This window comes from Aliamphritea spongicola (genome assembly GCF_017051665.1).
In the GTDB taxonomy this organism is placed as follows: domain Bacteria; phylum Pseudomonadota; class Gammaproteobacteria; order Pseudomonadales; family Balneatricaceae; genus Amphritea; species Amphritea spongicola.
In genome coordinates this window covers 556,918-572,866 of the sequence record NZ_JAFIDL010000001.1, presented here as the reverse complement: position 1 = coordinate 572,866, position 15,949 = coordinate 556,918, and the positions used below count along the sequence as shown (strand labels likewise).

The window sequence follows — 15,949 nt, the reverse complement described above, 5'->3', positions numbered from 1 at the left end:
ATAACTTAAGGTGGCTTTCAGTTATGTCGAACAACAAAAATAATCAGGGAGAAACCCGATGTCCCAACATAAGAAAACCCTCATCGCTGCTGCAACTGGTCTGGCGCTGCTGACGTCAGTTAATGCCAGTGCAGAAACCACTCTGCGACTGCTCACCTGGGGCAGCTACGCACCGGACAAAGTGGTACAGATGTTTGAAGAGAAGTACCCGGATATCAAAGTAGAGGTAACCTTTTCCAACAACGAAGAGATGATCTCTAAACTGCGTGCTACCCGCGGCGCAGGTTTTGACCTGGCACAACCAAGCCACGACCGTATCCACTCCGCTCAGCTTGAATACAACATTTACAAGCCGTTGGACATGTCCAAAATTGACCTGTCCAACGTCGACAGCACCCTTCTGGATGGCGTAAAAGCCAACACCACCATCGACGGCAAAGTATTCTCTGTGCCTCACCAGTGGGGTACTACCGGTCTGATGGCTGATAAGACGATGGCTGCGGACTTCAACAGCTGGGGCGACATCTGTGATCCGCAGTACAAAGGCAAAACCTCCATGCGCCTGAAGCGGACCATCCTGCTGGCCATGGCCTTTGATATGGGCGAAGACCCGTTTGCTGCCTACGGTGATCTCGACAAGTATCAGGGTATTCTTAACAAAGTCACCGACAAACTGATCGACTGTAAAGACAACATCAAAGCTTACTGGAAAGGTGGTGACGACCTGTCCGCCATGATGCTGTCCGGTGAGATCGTCGGTTCTGAGACCTGGGACTCCACCGCATTCAAACTGTACAACCAGAACAAGAACATTGTCTTCGTTCCGCCGAAGACCGGTGCCCTGGCCTGGATCGATACCTTCACCCTGCCACGCAAGGGTAAAGCTGATGATGCCGCATACAAGTGGATCAACTTCGTAATGTCTCCGGAAATCATTCCGCTGATGTCTGCCAGCACCGGTGCTGTTGCCGCGGTTAACGGCGGTATTGACCTGATGCCGGACGACAAGCGTGAAGCTCTGAAAGCTGCATTCACCCCTGCCGATATCAAAAACCTGAAGTTCTTCGCCAACATCCCACCAGGAGTTGAAGACATGGAAGGTAAGGCACTGGAGAAAATCAAAGCCGCTTCCGGCAGCTGATTTTCTGCTACAACGCCCGGTAACGGTTTAACCGTTGCCGGAGGGGCCACACGCCGGCCCCCTTTCAGGCAGCTCCCGCTGCCTGTTCTCCTGATTCACACCCAAGCTGTGATTGCTTCGTAAATACCGGAATAATGCTATGCAGTATGATCTGACCGTCGATAATATAACTAAAAAATTCGATCTCTTTACCGCCGTTGACCAGGTTTCATTCGATATACCCAGTGGCTCTTTCTTCTCTATCTTAGGCCCTTCCGGATGCGGTAAAACCACCCTGATGCGCATGATTGCCGGCTTTGAAACACCCACCTCCGGAGATATCCGCATTAAAGGTGACTCGGTCATCGCGCTGCCACCAAACCGCCGTAACGTAAAAATGGTATTCCAGCATCTGGCGCTGTTCCCGATGATGAATGTCCACGAAAACATTGCCTACGGCCTGCGCTGCCGCGGTGCCGGCAAAGATGAAATTACCCGTAAAGTGGGTGAAGTTCTGGAGCGTATCGGCCTGCCGGACTCTGCCAACAAAGAAATCAGCCAGCTTTCAGGTGGCCAGAAACAGCGTATCGCGATTGCCCGCTGCATGGTGCTCGACCCGGACGTTCTCCTGTTAGACGAACCCCTCGGCGCTCTGGACCTTAAACTCCGTGAACATATGAAGATCGAACTGAAAGCCCTGCAGCATGAGTTCGATACCACCTTTGTGTACATCACTCACGATCAGTCAGAAGCACTGGTAATGTCTGATAACGTCGCCGTGATGAAAGATGGCCGCTTTGAACAGGTAGGCTCTCCGCAGGATCTGTACCACAATCCGCAAACACCTTTTGTGGCAGGGTTTGTAGGCGACAGCAACCGCTGGAGCGGCAAGGTTAAAGACGTTAACAACGGCATCATTACTGCCACTACAGACTCCGGCCTGACCCTGCAGAGTAAGTCTGCCACCGGGGACTCTGTAAATGCCGGTGAAGACATCAGTATCTTCGTCCGTCCGGAAGCGGTTCAGCTTCACCTGGGTGACGATGCCGCACAGCTGGCCAACGCCGGCGGCGACCTGAACCACATGCCTGTCACCGTTGAAAGCATGCTGTTTAACGGCGCCAACAGCCGGATTCTGGTGAACACCCATTCCGGTGAGCGGATCGAAGTGGATCTGCCACAGCGCGGTGAACATTCAACTTTGCGCAGCGGCGATAAGATCGGCATCAGCTGGGCCCAGTCTCAGAGCCTGTGCTTCCGGGGGTAATTATGAATCACGCACAAAAACGCCTGGCGTTTCTATTGCTGTTTGCCCCTTTCTTCCTGTGGATTTTACTATTGATAGTACTGCCGCATATCGGTGTATTTATCCTGTCAGTAAAAGAAAAGGTCGGCATGGGCGCCTATGAATACGGCCTGGGCAACTACATTGAGTTCTTTAACGAACCGGTATACTGGAACACCCTGCTGCGTACCGCAGTTATGTCCATTTTCGTGACGTTTGTCACCCTGATTATCGGCTTTCCGATTGCGTACTACATCGCCAAGATCGCCCGCCAGAGAGCCAAGGCAGGCCTGTTCCTGCTTTGCCTGATTCCGTTATGGGTCAGCGATCTGGTGCGTTCCTTCGGCTGGATCGTATTACTGCGGGAAACCGGTATCGTTTCCTCATTCCTGCAATACATCGGTCTGGTAGACGGCCCGGTAGAGTTCCTCTACAACGACGCAACCGTGGTTGTCGGTCTGGTATACACCGTTATGCTGTTCATGATTGTTCCGCTGGTCACCACACTGGACGGCATGGATGACAGCCTCATTGAAGCCGGTTTTAATCTGGGCGGCAGCCGTCTGACGGTCCTGCGCAGGATTATCATTCCTTACGCAATGCCAGGCATTATCTCCGGTTGCATCGTGGTATTCATGCTGACGGCCGGCAGCTATCTGACCCCGATTCTGCTGGGCGGTAAGAATAGCCAGTGGTTTACGGAACAGATTTACGAGCAGTTTATTACCCGCTTCAACTGGGAATCCGGTGCGGCCTTCGGGGTACTGCTGCTGATCTTCACCTCCATCACTGTATGGATCGGACTGCGCCTTTCCGGCCAGACCCTTTCATCCACCGTGGCTAAAACTTAAGGAGGTTTACCATGTCATCTAATACCAACACGATCAGTGGCGCAGCTGTAAACCCAAAACCTGCGGCCTTTAATCAGGTACGCTTCCTGCGGAACTGCTTTACCGGTTACGTGGTGCTGTTCTTTATTTATCTGGCAGCGCCGCTGATTGCGGCCGGCGCATTTGCCTTCAATGACTCAATGTTCCCGGCGCTGCCCTGGCAGGGTTTCACTCTGGACTGGTTCTTCAGTGATACCGAGCCGAAACTGGGTATGTTCCATGACCGTCGCTTACTGAGCGGCCTGAGCATCTCCTTCTGGGTTGCCATCATTGTCTCAGTGATGTCGATCATTGTGGGTACCTGCAATGCGTTCCTGTTCGAACGGATGGATTTTCCGTTCAAAAGCTTCTGCTACATCATGATGGTGATTCCGCTGGTTATTCCAGGGGTAATTCTGGGTATCTCCATTCTGGTGTTTGCCAGTGATATCGCTAACGGCATGGAAGATAACTGGGGCATTGATATTGAATCCCTGCGGCCGGGTCTGTTACTGGTGATTCTGGGTCAGTTCTCCTTTATCACCACCATTACCACACTGGTGATTGCGGCCCGCCTGAAGAAGTTTGATATTCAGCTGGAAGAAGCAGCACTGAATCTGGGCGCCAGCCGGGGTCGGATTCTGCGTACCGTTACCCTGCCGTTCCTTAAACCGGCGCTGATCGGTGCAGGGGTTGTAGGTTTCCTGATCTCGTTTGAGAACTTCAACACCACACTGATGCTAGTCGGCTCCGATGCGCCACTGACCATCACCATGTATGACCGTATGGCTAAAGTCGGCTCCACGCCGGTACTGAACGCTGTGTCGTTCTTCCTGATGATTGGTTCAGGCCTGCTGGCCCTGCTGAGTGTCATAGTACAGAGGGATAAGAACTGAGTGCCAGACAGGCACTCAGCTTAAAAGAATCTCGTCCAAACTGCAGATTATCTGCCTGGCCCGCCCTGACCGGCGGGTCTTTTTTTTGCCTAAACGAAAGAAGAAAGACTTCAGCGGATCAGCGCATCCGCAAACCGGAAGCGGTAACCGGCTTTCATAGTGGTATTGATCAGCAATACAAAAGCCTGCCATTCCTGTTGCTCATCCAGATAATAGCCGGCATAGCTGTGGTTATCCCAGAAGGTACCGGTTTTGGCCTGTATCCGCTCACCGCGGGCAGGCAACAGATACGCCCATGGCCGGAAACTCTCCAGCACGGCCATCAGTTGCCGGGCACTCAGACGGTTCTGACGGGACAGCCCGGCACCGTCGCTGACATTGAAATCCTGCCAGCCATATTCAGCCTCGAGCTGCGCCATCACATACTTTTGTGATGCACTGATGCTCACTTCCCTACCAGGCAGTAACAAAAACAGCTGATTAGCGATGAAATTGTTCGAATACTTCAGCATGGCCAGCAGCAGATCCTCAAGGGTCCGTGAGCTCCTGTGGGTATAAACCGCTTTGGCAGACGCACTCACCGGCATGATCTGTAATGGCAGCTGGCGGTTGAACATCAGGGCAGAAAACACCTCGCCAAAATACCGGGCTGACATATCCCTGCCCCCAGGCAAGGCAATGCGCCGTTCGCCGTTTTGCTTATCCGTGGGAATATCATCCGCCAGATCCACCGCCAGCGGTGTGAGTGGTGTCTGGGCCTCACCGGGCAGCAGCTTACCTTTGCGGTAACGCACTGCGGCGGTATTAAAATTGATCGCCAGCGCCGCATTACCGGCATCATATGGGTTATCACTTTTGTTGCGGCCATCGAGACGTAATTCCGGAAAAAAGCTGTTATCCAGACGGATCTCGGTAACCGTCGTTAAATCCGTCCGGGCCCCCAGCTGAATTTTAATCAGCTCTATTTCTTCTGAAGTCAGGAACGGATCCCCCAGCCCCTTCACCCAAAGCACATTGCCTTCGCGGTAAAACTCTGTGGTAAAGCGGTGACCCAGCCCCCAGCGTTTAATGGCCAGTGAGGCCAATACAATCTTCAGGGTGGAAGCCGGTACCAGTGATTTATCCGCCCGGAGCGCCCAGTCTTCATCCTGATTCTGTACCAATAGCGCCACTTTCTTTATCGGTTTCAGACGGGAAAAATGATCCGCCAGCACCGGATTTGGCTGCTGGGCAAAGGCCAGAGACGAAAACAGAACGGACGCTGTGAAACAAAGCTTTTTCAGCCAGTGTTGCATGTATACCTACTCAAAATTCAAATCTGTGCCGGCGATGCTTTCACTGCAGTCATGCCAGCCTTTTTCAGGCCCGCCAGTAGCATCAGCGAGGCTATTACAATCCATATCATGCTAATCCAGAGTAAACCGGACCAGCCAACACCGGCATCCAGCAGCAAGCCAAAACTCACCGGACCCAGCGCGCTGGAAAAGACCATACAGGCATGAATAAGTGCCCGTATTGCACCGATATGCCGGGTGCCATATAACTCAACCCAAAGCACGCCACTGGCCGGTACGTACAACCCCTGAGTCGCGCCCATCAGGCCAAAGAACAGTAAGGATACCCAGGGCAGATCAGTACCCACCATCCAGCAGCTGGCGAGCAAAGGTAACAGCATTAAACTGACTATTCGCTTAGCACCCCAGCGGTCTACCGCAGCACCACCGGCCAGCGACAACGCAAAACTGCTCACTGAATATCCCACAATTGTGGCTGCCCAGAACGGAAATTCAATGCCTTTAAAGTCTGCCAGACTCTGCTGATGAAAAAAGAATGCCGTAATAAACATTGATGGTGCAAACATCGCCGGGGCCATTAACCAGAAACCGCTGTCGCGCAGTACCTGCCCCCGTCGCCAGCCGCTGTCTGCTGTCTCGCCTTTTGCACCTGTTTGGCCAGATTCTTTAACCGGATAAAACCGCTGTAACAGCCACATGGCCAGTAGCAGAGCCACCAGCACTTCCACAAGCGCAACTCCCTGCCAGACCTGCCGCCAGCTGAGCCAGCCCAGCAGCAGTGCAATGGCGGCAGGCATGACTGACTCCCCCACAGAGAAGCCCAGCCCGCAAATACTCAGGGACATGCCCCGGCGCTGCTCAGCATACCGACTGACAGTGGTCAGCCCCACATGGCCTGACAACCCCTGCCCGGTCAGCCGCAATAAAAAGAAGCTTATACCCAGCAGTAACAGGGAATCCGCACCGGTCATTAACCAGGCAGCTCCACCCAGCCCCAGCATAACAACACAGGTGTATAGCCGCAGATCTATACTGTCGATCAGCTTACCCAGATAGATCAGACAGGCGGCACTGCATAAGGTTGCAGCTGAATACAGTGCACCGATTTCACCATGGCTCAGACCGAATTCGGCCCGCCAGGATTCGTTAAACAGGGAGATAAAATGGGTCTGTCCGAAACTGGATGACAGGGTCAGCACAAAACCAAAGAAAACAACCGGAAAATTCACACTGCCTCCTCTGATTCTGTGCCTGAAGGTTAATAACTTCCGGGTTAGCCTGCCTGATACAACGTCAGAGCACCGATGGCGATAAAGCCCACACCGGCAATATAAGAAAGGGTTTTAGGATTGATATACGCAGACAGCAAGCTACCCGCCAGTACACCAATCGCAGAGGCAACAATCAGTGCCAGTGAAGCTGCCAGAAACACAGTCATTTTGCTGGTTTCACCGTCTGCGGCAAATAACATCGTGGCCAGCTGGGTCTTATCGCCCAGTTCTGCCATAAACACCACACCAAATATTGTCAGAAATACCTTGTAATCCACGCTTACCGTCTCACTTATCAATCAGGCAGTTTTGGCAGCCTGATGCCTGCTTAAAAACACGCACAATACGCCTCCTAAGACCAATAAGGAAGCCACAATCAGGCGCTGATCAATCAGCTCCCCTGCAAACACCACACCGCCGGCTGCAGCAATCACCGGAACCGTCAGTTGCACCACCGCTGCCTGCACGTTTTGTAGCCCCGGCAGCGCCATATACCAGATGGCATAACCCAGCCCTGAAGCCAGTGCGCCGGATGCCATCGCAAGCAACACACCCTGTAGATCGAAACGGGCATCAGCCAGTGTCAGTAAGGTCAGAACCGCCACCATAGGCAGTGTTTTAATGAAGTTATACGCCGTATCCCGCACCGGCTGATCGGCCCCCCGGCCTTTGAGGGTATAAAGGCCCCAAGCAATGCCTGCGACAGTCATCAGCACAAACCCCACCAGCGAAGGCTCTGTCAGGCTCGGCCAGACCAGATATACAAATCCCACGATGGCCAACAGAAGACCAATCCATTCCAGCTGGCGGAACCTGGCCCCGGTAAACAGGCTGATCAGAATCATTGTCAGCTGGACAGACCCAAACAAAATCAGGGCGCCAACACCGGTATCCAGGATCAGGTACGCATAGGAAAAGCCAATCACATAAATAAACAGATAAGCCGCTGCTTTATAACTGCCGCGGAACATCTGTTGCAAGTGGCCTTTCTCGCCAGCTTTCACCTTTGCCACCAGTGGCAACAGAATTGCCAGCATCACAATGCCGGAAACCAGACGAATACTGCTGAAACTGGCGGCATCAATGCTGCCCGAAGCCAGTGCCAGACGGGACAATACCGAATTACCGGCGAAAGCCAGCATGGCTATGCTGGTAAGTAGAATAATTCTGAGCACCGTTATTTTCCCATGCAGTAAACAACTGAAAATGCGCTATTTAATCAGCTCAGGACGAACAGCACCAGCCAAAATATCCGGCACATATAACAACACATGTACCCATATTGCCAATCTCATCCATGTGATCCGTAAAATCGTTGCTACAGTTACAGTCAGCAGTAATACAATACCTGTTAAATTGCGTCCTGAGGCAACTGAATGCATATCGTGATCCGATATTTTTACCCGTAATACCAGATTCAGCTGCCCGGGCTCATCAAGGAAGAAAAGCCAATGATTACACAAGCCATTGTGCGCAAACCCTGTAACGCCATAATTAACGCCCTGACCACGTCTGATATGGGGCCGCCGGACTATCAGGCTGCCCTGTCACAACATGCCGCCTACACAGATGCCCTGCGGGACTGCGGTCTGGATGTTATAGAGCTGCCCGCCGACGAAAACTTTCCTGACTCCACCTTCGTTGAAGATGTGGCCCTTCTGACGCCCCAGTGCGCAATTCTTACCCGCCCGGGTGCACCCAGCCGCACCGAAGAAGTGATCGCCATGGCGCCGGTGATTCAGGAATACTATGAATCCGTCGAAATTATTGATGCCCCGGGCATGCTGGATGCCGGCGATATTCTGCTGGCCGGCGAACATTACTATATCGGCCTGTCCACCCGTACTAACCGTGCCGGTGCCGAACAGCTAATCAATATACTGTCCCGCTATGGCATGACCGGATCAGTGGTCAGGCTGAATACGGTGCTGCATCTGAAAACCGGTATGGGCTATCTGGATAACGGCGATATGCTGGTCAGCGGTGAGTTCACCGATAAACCGGAGTTCACTGCATTTCATCAGATTCATTTACCCAGCGAGGAAGCCGCCGCAGCTAACTGCCTGCTGATTAACGGCACCGTGCTGATGCCGGAAGGCTATCCCCGGGCCCGCAAGATGGTGGAAGCACAGGGCTACCCGGTTAAAACCATTGATATCAGTGAATTTGAAAAAATTGACGGCGGTATCAGCTGCCTGTCCCTGCGTTTCTGACACACTCAATACAGGCGACAATATGCAGCGGACAGACACTGTCAAACATATCAGCTGGATTGCGGATAAATGGCGTCATCGCATCACCGGTGTAATAACAACCCTGCTACTTGCACTGTCTTCAGTGGCAGGGACGGCCAGTGCAGATGTAAAGCATCTGACCTTTGCCACGATTAAAAACTCTGTTAACTCCCAGATCAGCTTTCAGGTCATCAGGGAAGCCTACAGAAAACTCGGTATCGAAGTGGATGCGGATTATCTGCCTGCCAGCCGGTCTCTGATGATGGCAGGTTATGGTCAGTATGACGGCGAGCTTTACCGTATCGCCGGCATAACTGAAGACTACCCCCACCTGTTACAGGTTCCCACCCCTGTTAACCGGGTGGAGGTAGTCGCTTTTTGCCGAACCGATGGCGACAGCGAAATGAACCTGGAATCACTGAAAAACTACCGTCTGGGTGTCCGCCGTGGTGTGCGGTTCAACGTCCATCTGCCTCTGAGTGAAACCACTCAGCGGGTGGACAGTAACCGTCAGCTATTTAATATGCTGGAAAAATCAAGAATTGATATCGCACTGGTAGGTAAGGCGAACGGCCTGCAGATTATCCGTGAAATGGAAGTCACAGATATAACCCCCCTTGCCACGCCCCTGCTGAATCTCAACCTGTATCACTATGTCCATTCCCGGCATAAAGCCCTGATACCGAAACTGAATAAAGTCCTGCAGGACATGCACCTTAACGGACGGATTGCGGAAATTCGCCGCACATATCTGAATCACCTGCTACAGAGAGGCTGAATCCGGAAATGGAGTCCAGACACTAAGATCAGAATTTAAGGCCAAAGTGCCAGCGTCAGGGCTATCACAGCAAAACGGCACACATGAAAGCCCGCATCGATAAACCAGTAAACCTGACTTTTACCGGCAAACTGATAGTTTATGCCCATGGAAGCGGCCGTCAGCCCGACACCGATCATCACTGCCACCATCAGTGCATTCCCCACCTCCGGGTATGGCCCTAGCAGAAACGCCAGGGTAAATGCAGACATCAGGGTTAACAGAAACGTGGTTACATAGACTTTCACCGGACTGGCCATATCTTTTCCGGGATCTACCCCGGACTCACGGCACCAGCGCTGCATGAACAGCAAGGGGGAATACCAGAGCGCCCCCAGTCCAAAACTCAGCAGCGTTGCCACAAACACACCAAGCCAGTTGAATTCCATCATCCATCACTCCTTCACTCTTCACCCTTCACATCGGCCTTAACACCGTCTTTTTTCAGTGTAGCCAGCGGCCTGTTAATCATCAAAACGGATGCAAACACAGGCTGAATTAATTTTTCTGATGCAGGCGTACAATTTTTAGTATTTTACCTATGCTCAGTTAGCGCATACCTTGTAATCATCTAATCAGTGATTCGACACTTCAGCCATGTACGGTTCAGCGGTTTTCTAAGGGTGAAACTTGTATACCGCCAGCGATCTGTGGCTGCACAAATACAATTAAAATTAAGGAGCGTTCCTGAAAATGTCCGATAACAACATCGATATGAACACCGTGTGGCAACAGGATAAAGACCACTACATTCATCCCTGGACAGACTTCTCTACCTTCAAAGAAACCGGTTCTATGGTGCTGGCTGACAGTGACAACGTCCACGTAAAAGACGGCGACGGCAATTCATACCTGGATGGCATCGGTGGTCTGTGGTGCGTAAACATCGGCTATGCCCGTGAGGAAATGGCCCAGGCAATTGCAGAACAGGTTCGTCAGATTCCTTATTACTCCTGCTTCGGTCACCACACCACCGTACCGGCTGCCCAGCTGGCGGCAAAACTGGCTGAACTGGCACCGGGCAACCTGAACCACGTTTTCTACGGTTGCGGCGGTTCTGTTGCTAACGACACCGCAGTGCGGATGATCCACTTCTACTTCAACCAGCTGGGTAAGAAGACCAAGAAGAAAATCATTTCCCGCATCGACGGTTACCACGGCAGCACCTACATGGCGATGTCCATTACCGGTGTTAAGTTCGACCACATCGGCTTTGATATCGACGAGCAACTGGTACACCACATCTCCTGCCCTAACCCGTATCGCCGTCCGGAAGACCAGTCTCTGGAAGCATTCTGCGACGAAAAAGTTCAGGAACTGGAAGACAAGATTCTGGAACTGGGCCCTGATAACGTTGCAGCCTTCTTTGCTGAGCCAATTCTGGGTGCCGGCGGCGTAATCGTACCGCCTGAAGGCTACCACCAGAAAACCCTGGCAGTGTGCCGCAAGTACGGTGTTCTGTACGTATCCGACGAAGTGGTAACTGCATTCGGCCGTCTTGGCCACATGTTCGCCTCTGAAGATGAATTCGGCATCGTGCCGGACATCATCACCTGTGCCAAAGGCCTGACTTCCGGTTACCTGCCACTGGGTGCTACCATCATTTCAGAAGAAATGTATGAAGTGATCAGCAAGCCACAGGCAGACGGTGCAATCTTCACCCACGGCTTCACCTACTCAGGTCACCCTGTCAGCTGTGCTGCCGGTGTTAAGAACATCGAAATCATGGAGCGTGAAAACCTGTGTGGTCATGTAAAAGACATGGGCGCCTACTTCGAAGAACAGGTGAAAACCCTGATCGACCTGCCGATCGTCGGTGACGTTCGTGGCCGTAAGTTCATGATGTGTATCGAAAACGTTGCGAATAAAGAGACCAAGGAACTGATCAACCCGGATGCTAAAGTGGGTAACCGTATTGCTGATCACTGTCAGAAACGCGGCCTGATCGTACGTCCGCTGGCGCACATGAACGTACTGTCTCCGCCACTGACCCTGAGCAAGGAAAACGTCGACTTCCTGGTTGCTACCCTGCGTGAATCCATCGAAGCAACCATGGCTGACCTGCAAAACGAAGGCTTCCTGTAAGGTTTTCAGTAAAGGCTTCCTGCCCTAAAAAGACATGGGTGACCGTTCCCGGTCACTTTGTCTCAGGCGGTTTCCCTGGCGGAAACCGCTTATCCCACCTTTTCTCACGTATGGATAATCCGCAATGAGAGCTTGCCGGAGTTTGTCCGTCCGTCGTCACAGTAACAAGGCTTTCTCCCAGGACCTTTAATACTACTGTGGTTTTCGGAGAGCTGCGGCTCTCCTTTTTTACGCTTACAGCTGTAACTGTTTAACCGTATCCCAGTCAAAGGTGAAGCCCAGCCCCGGCGACTGTGGCATAGGAATACAGCCGTCTTTCACGGCGATCTTCTCGTTAAACAGCGGCGCAAACCAGTCCACATGCTCAACGGAAATACAGTTAGCAGCAGAACCGGCAATGCTCAGACTCTGCTCCGTAAAGATATGCGTGGAGATTGGCACATGGTAACTGGCAGCAATGGCTGCAGATTTACGCATTTCGCTCAGCCCGCCGATACGCTGTAAATCCGGCATCAGCACGTCCACCGTGCGTTGTTCCAGCATATCCTTCATGCCAAAACTGGTGTATTCGGTTTCGCCGCTGGCAAGAGGGATATCGATCGCCTCCAGCACCCGGCGATGACCGGCGAAGTCATTCGCCGCGACCGGCTCTTCCAGCCAGGTAATATCGTAGTCGGCAATCTGCCGGGCCAGACTGATCGCCTTGCGGGGCGTCAGCGACTGATTGGCATCGGTAAGAATCTCTACAGACTCCCCCAGAGCCTCACGTAATGCCTTTACCCGGGCAACATCTTCTCTGATATCGTCCTTGCCCAGCCGTAACTTAACAGCTCGAAAGCCCTGCGCCACAAATTCATGGGCCTCGGCAATCAGCTCATCAATGGACTGGCTCAGCCACAGGCCGCTGCTGGCGTAGGTTTTAACTTCATCACGGGATGCACCGAACAACTGATACAGTGGCAGCCCTGCCCGCTTGCCCACAATGTCCCAGAGGGCCGTATCAATGGCGGACATTGCCGACACCGTGACACCTTTCAGGCCTGCCGGATTCACATCCTGCCACATGGCTTGCCAGTGCTTTTCAATATACAGAGGGTTCTGGCCGACAATCAGAGGCATCAGGCTGTCGATCATAGAGGTAAACGCAGCCAGCCGCTGCTGGTTCAGGGCAAATACATACCCTTCACCACACAGGCCCGCATCGGTTTCAATGGAGAGCAAAACACAGCCGACAGCCTCCGTACGGTGGATTGCTGTTATCAGCGGTTTACTGAGTGGGACTGAAACCTGGATGATTTGATAGCCGGTAACCTTCATACTGCAACCTGTTCATAATTAACAATGGGTTACAGCAATAACAGCAGATAGCCGGTGAATCTGCAAAGCAGATTTTCGATAGGCACCAAAGGGTTTATAGATAACAGCAGCGTAAAAGAATCCCCCTGAGCAGGGTTACGGCTTGCGCCAGCAACCGATCAGGCAGAATTAAGGCTTGCGCCAGCAGCCGATTAAAAAAGCACCGCTGTCTTCGCCGTTGGCCAGCGCCTGCGCCTCAACCTGCACCGCGGTATCAGGATCGGCATCTTTTTCAAAATGAATGGCAGTGTGAATTTCACCGGATACAGACATCAGCTCAGCCAGTTCTTGCGGCGTGCGGAACCAGGCATGATTAAACAGCGAATCTTTATCCGCCGCGGCCTTCGCCTTGCGCCGTGCCGCCCAGGGGCTTTTTCCATTCAGGGTAGCAACCACCATCAGTCCGCCGGGCTTGGTTACCCGCCACATCTCATCCATGGCCCGTTGCGCATCTTCAATAAACTCCAGCGCCGTAATGGACACAGTTTTATCAAAGTGGCCATCAGCAAATGGCAGGTCGCATATATCCGCTGCCAGAAATTGCTGTTCCGGTAAGCGTTTTTCAGCCCACTCAAGCATTGGCCGGGAGACATCAATGCCGGTAATACTGGCGCCGGCAGTCACCAAAGGTTCAGTGAAAATGCCGCTGCCACAACCGGCATCCAGAATATGTTCACCGGGCTGCGGCTGCACCAGCTGCATGATCAGATCCAGCTCCAGCTGTTTAATGACGGCTCCCAGCGGAGTCAAAAACCACTGTTCATAAGGGTCTGGCATGGCATCAAACAGCTGAGACATAGGTAAACTCCGGCATGACTGAATTTATAAAAAGAAGGCCAATTGAAACGCATCTGCTCAGCGCCTGACAGAGCCAGTCAGGCAGATCATACGGTGCCTGTTTCACACCCCGTAACGGCCGGTAAACATGACAACAGCATCGCTGATTATCTGTTCGCAGGTTTCATCATCAGGAAATGGCTGGCCCATTAATAGTTGCGGCCAGAATGCCTGCGCCTTAATCAGCCCGTGAAACTGGTTAGCCGCATAATTGGCATCAACAGACTGCAGCTTACCGTCTGCAATGGCTGCGCTGATCCACTGATCCAGCGTCTGTTCCTGTTCGGCAAACTTAACCATGGCCTCGGCTGCCAGCTGCGGTGAATGGATGCACTCGGCAATCATTACCCGGCACAGATCCCGGAAACGCCGGGATTTAAGCAATTCAATTTCATTACGGCCATAGGCCGTGAGCTGCCCGTCAATTGCCACATCTGGCTGATACTGTATCGCCGTCACTTCACTGCTTTGCTCAAAAATCAGTTTGGCAATTTCCTGAAACAACAGTTCTTTACTGGCGAAATGGTTATACACCGTCCGTTTTGATACTTCTGCCCTTGCAGCCAGGGCATCCATACTCATTGCCTGAAAGCCTTTGTCACTCAGTTCCAGCACTGCTGCTTCAACAATTGCTGCCCGCTTTCGCTGGCTGAGAGTCTGCCGTGTCATACCCGTTGCTCCATCGTAAAATCCGCTTACGGAGCAAATATACACTAACGAGTTTACTTTTACATAAAAACAAGTAAACTGCACCGTACAGTTTACTTATTGAAATATAACTATGCGTCTTAAATCATTCGGCAAAGTCCTTCTGGGAGGCACTCTGATGGCATCATTATTCAGCTGCAGCATCTTCAGCAACAAACCTGAAAGCCCGGACTACTCGGCTTCGGCACAGTTTGTTGATGGTAAATTCCACAATCAAAAAGACTTTGTCATGAATGATTCAGGCACCCTGGCCCGAATTGCATGGCGTTACATGACTGAAAAGCGGGTTGACGCCCTGCCCTCGGCTGACATCCCCCTGACGCCCCTGACAAAAGCTCAGCTGCAGGCCGATAACCAAACCGGTACCGCGCTTTACCGCCTGGGTCATTCGAGCATGCTATTAGCCACTGAAGGTGAATTCTGGCTGATCGACCCGGTATTCTCAGAACGCGCTTCTCCTGTTCAGTGGATGGGGCCGAAACGCTTCCACCCTGTCCCGGTGGAATATGATCAGTTACCGGACATTAAAGGCGTGATTATTTCCCATGACCACTACGATCACCTGGATCAGGCGACCATCGAACAACTCAGTCACATGGCTGAGCACTTTGTAACTCCGCTGGGTGTGGGTCAGTTAATGCTGGACTGGGGTGTCGAGCCGCAACAGATTCACGAACTGGACTGGTGGCAGCACGTTAATATTGGCAAACTAAAACTCACCGCGGCCCCCGGACAGCACTTTTCCGGCCGGGGCATCACCGGCGGTAATCAAACCCTGTGGGCGTCATGGGCCATTAAAACCCCGGACCAGAATATCTTTTACAGCGGTGATACCGGCTACTTTGAAGGCTTTAAAGAGATCGGTGAAAAACTTGGTCCGTTTGATCTGACACTCATTGAAAACGGAGCCTACGACAAAGACTGGTCACAGGTCCATATGACGCCGGAAGAAACCCTGCAGGCCCATCTGGATGTGAAAGGAACGGCCCTGTTGCCGGTGCATAACGGCACCTTCGATCTGGCCCTGCACCCGTGGTATGAACCCTTTGAACGGATCAGTGAACTGGCAGACGCTGCCGGAGTAAAACTGGTTACACCGGAGATCGGCCAGCGGCTGGATTTAGGAGAAATGGCAGATAATGCTTACTGGTGGCGCGAACTGGCGCGGAACTGAGA

Annotated in this window: 16 protein-coding genes; 8 read left to right on the top strand and 8 right to left on the bottom strand. The window is 52.4% G+C overall.

What is annotated here, in order from left to right; all coding sequences use genetic code 11:
- The first annotated feature begins 58 nt into the window (after window positions 1-58).
- The 4 genes from JYB63_RS02685 (at window position 59) to JYB63_RS02670 (ending at window position 4,170) form a co-directional block, all read left to right on the top strand.
- Complete coding sequence (locus JYB63_RS02685; RefSeq protein WP_205656263.1) at window positions 59-1,141, top strand: extracellular solute-binding protein; 1,083 nt, start codon at window positions 59-61, stop codon at window positions 1,139-1,141.
- 139 nt (window positions 1,142-1,280) lie between these two features.
- Window positions 1,281-2,387 (top strand): ABC transporter ATP-binding protein, encoded by a 1,107-nt coding sequence (locus JYB63_RS02680; RefSeq protein WP_205656262.1) that lies wholly within the window; start codon window positions 1,281-1,283, stop codon window positions 2,385-2,387.
- A 2-nt stretch (window positions 2,388-2,389) separates the two neighbouring features.
- Complete coding sequence (locus JYB63_RS02675) at window positions 2,390-3,256, top strand: ABC transporter permease (protein ID WP_205656261.1); 867 nt, start codon at window positions 2,390-2,392, stop codon at window positions 3,254-3,256.
- Between the two features lie 11 nt (window positions 3,257-3,267).
- Window positions 3,268-4,170 (top strand): ABC transporter permease, encoded by a 903-nt coding sequence (locus tag JYB63_RS02670; protein ID WP_205656260.1) that lies wholly within the window; start codon window positions 3,268-3,270, stop codon window positions 4,168-4,170.
- Window positions 4,171-4,280: 110 nt separating this feature from the next.
- On the opposite strand, the gene JYB63_RS02665 is transcribed toward JYB63_RS02670, so the two are convergent.
- From JYB63_RS02665 to JYB63_RS02650, 4 genes are read right to left on the bottom strand one after another with little or no spacing between them, the layout of a single operon-like run.
- Window positions 4,281-5,465 (bottom strand): D-alanyl-D-alanine carboxypeptidase, encoded by a 1,185-nt coding sequence (locus tag JYB63_RS02665; RefSeq protein ID WP_205656259.1) that lies wholly within the window; start codon window positions 5,463-5,465, stop codon window positions 4,281-4,283.
- Between the two features lie 17 nt (window positions 5,466-5,482).
- Window positions 5,483-6,694: an MFS transporter gene (locus JYB63_RS02660; protein ID WP_205656258.1), complete on the bottom strand. Its 1,212-nt coding sequence runs from the start codon at window positions 6,692-6,694 to the stop codon at window positions 5,483-5,485.
- A 44-nt stretch (window positions 6,695-6,738) separates the two neighbouring features.
- Complete coding sequence (locus JYB63_RS02655) at window positions 6,739-7,014, bottom strand: TMEM165/GDT1 family protein (protein WP_205656257.1); 276 nt, start codon at window positions 7,012-7,014, stop codon at window positions 6,739-6,741.
- 21 nt (window positions 7,015-7,035) lie between these two features.
- Complete coding sequence (locus JYB63_RS02650) at window positions 7,036-7,911, bottom strand: DMT family transporter (protein ID WP_336510840.1); 876 nt, start codon at window positions 7,909-7,911, stop codon at window positions 7,036-7,038.
- Window positions 7,912-8,187: 276 nt separating this feature from the next.
- Between JYB63_RS02650 and JYB63_RS02645 the strand changes: the two genes are divergently transcribed.
- On the top strand, window positions 8,188-8,949 hold the full coding sequence (locus JYB63_RS02645; protein ID WP_205656256.1) for a dimethylarginine dimethylaminohydrolase family protein: 762 nt from the start codon (window positions 8,188-8,190) through the stop codon (window positions 8,947-8,949).
- A gap of 22 nt (window positions 8,950-8,971) precedes the next feature.
- Window positions 8,972-9,748, top strand: coding sequence for a substrate-binding periplasmic protein (locus tag JYB63_RS02640; protein WP_205656255.1), 777 nt, complete (start codon window positions 8,972-8,974; stop codon window positions 9,746-9,748).
- 35 nt (window positions 9,749-9,783) lie between these two features.
- Here the strand turns inward: JYB63_RS02640 and JYB63_RS02635 are convergent, their stop codons facing one another.
- Window positions 9,784-10,179, bottom strand: coding sequence for a DUF1761 domain-containing protein (locus JYB63_RS02635; RefSeq protein ID WP_205656254.1), 396 nt, complete (start codon window positions 10,177-10,179; stop codon window positions 9,784-9,786).
- Between the two features lie 301 nt (window positions 10,180-10,480).
- Here JYB63_RS02635 and JYB63_RS02630 point away from each other — a divergent pair, with 301 nt between their 5' ends.
- Window positions 10,481-11,872: an aminotransferase gene (locus tag JYB63_RS02630; protein ID WP_205656253.1), complete on the top strand. Its 1,392-nt coding sequence runs from the start codon at window positions 10,481-10,483 to the stop codon at window positions 11,870-11,872.
- Window positions 11,873-12,106: 234 nt separating this feature from the next.
- Here the strand turns inward: JYB63_RS02630 and JYB63_RS02625 are convergent, their stop codons facing one another.
- The 3 genes from JYB63_RS02625 to JYB63_RS02615 all read right to left on the bottom strand — a co-directional run bounded on the left by JYB63_RS02625 (window position 12,107) and on the right by JYB63_RS02615 (window position 14,734).
- On the bottom strand, window positions 12,107-13,189 hold the full coding sequence (locus JYB63_RS02625) for a mandelate racemase/muconate lactonizing enzyme family protein (RefSeq protein ID WP_205656252.1): 1,083 nt from the start codon (window positions 13,187-13,189) through the stop codon (window positions 12,107-12,109).
- Between the two features lie 168 nt (window positions 13,190-13,357).
- On the bottom strand, window positions 13,358-14,026 hold the full coding sequence (locus tag JYB63_RS02620) for a class I SAM-dependent methyltransferase (RefSeq protein ID WP_205656251.1): 669 nt from the start codon (window positions 14,024-14,026) through the stop codon (window positions 13,358-13,360).
- A gap of 102 nt (window positions 14,027-14,128) precedes the next feature.
- Window positions 14,129-14,734 carry a TetR/AcrR family transcriptional regulator gene (locus JYB63_RS02615; protein WP_205656250.1) on the bottom strand — a complete coding sequence of 202 codons (606 nt, stop codon included), beginning with the start codon at window positions 14,732-14,734 and terminating at the stop codon, window positions 14,129-14,131.
- Window positions 14,735-14,891: 157 nt separating this feature from the next.
- Here JYB63_RS02615 and JYB63_RS02610 point away from each other — a divergent pair, with 157 nt between their 5' ends.
- Window positions 14,892-15,947: an MBL fold metallo-hydrolase gene (locus JYB63_RS02610; protein WP_205656249.1), complete on the top strand. Its 1,056-nt coding sequence runs from the start codon at window positions 14,892-14,894 to the stop codon at window positions 15,945-15,947.
- The last annotated feature ends 2 nt before the right edge of the window (window positions 15,948-15,949 follow it).

Bases quoted from the DNA above. Each gene is read 5' to 3' on its own strand.
- JYB63_RS02610 (WP_205656249.1), top strand. From the start codon at position 14,892: ATGGCATCATTATTCAGCTGCAGCATCTTCAGCAACAAACCTGAAAGC.
- JYB63_RS02640 (WP_205656255.1), top strand. From the start codon at position 8,972: ATGCAGCGGACAGACACTGTCAAACATATCAGCTGGATTGCGGATAAA.
- JYB63_RS02685 (WP_205656263.1), top strand. From the start codon at position 59: ATGTCCCAACATAAGAAAACCCTCATCGCTGCTGCAACTGGTCTGGCG.
- JYB63_RS02625 (WP_205656252.1), bottom strand. From the start codon at position 13,189: ATGAAGGTTACCGGCTATCAAATCATCCAGGTTTCAGTCCCACTCAGT.
- JYB63_RS02680 (WP_205656262.1), top strand. From the start codon at position 1,281: ATGCAGTATGATCTGACCGTCGATAATATAACTAAAAAATTCGATCTC.
- JYB63_RS02630 (WP_205656253.1), top strand. From the start codon at position 10,481: ATGTCCGATAACAACATCGATATGAACACCGTGTGGCAACAGGATAAA.
- JYB63_RS02615 (WP_205656250.1), bottom strand. From the start codon at position 14,734: ATGACACGGCAGACTCTCAGCCAGCGAAAGCGGGCAGCAATTGTTGAA.
- JYB63_RS02635 (WP_205656254.1), bottom strand. From the start codon at position 10,179: ATGATGGAATTCAACTGGCTTGGTGTGTTTGTGGCAACGCTGCTGAGT.
- JYB63_RS02620 (WP_205656251.1), bottom strand. From the start codon at position 14,026: ATGTCTCAGCTGTTTGATGCCATGCCAGACCCTTATGAACAGTGGTTT.
- JYB63_RS02665 (WP_205656259.1), bottom strand. From the start codon at position 5,465: ATGCAACACTGGCTGAAAAAGCTTTGTTTCACAGCGTCCGTTCTGTTT.
- JYB63_RS02675 (WP_205656261.1), top strand. From the start codon at position 2,390: ATGAATCACGCACAAAAACGCCTGGCGTTTCTATTGCTGTTTGCCCCT.
- JYB63_RS02645 (WP_205656256.1), top strand. From the start codon at position 8,188: ATGATTACACAAGCCATTGTGCGCAAACCCTGTAACGCCATAATTAAC.
- JYB63_RS02670 (WP_205656260.1), top strand. From the start codon at position 3,268: ATGTCATCTAATACCAACACGATCAGTGGCGCAGCTGTAAACCCAAAA.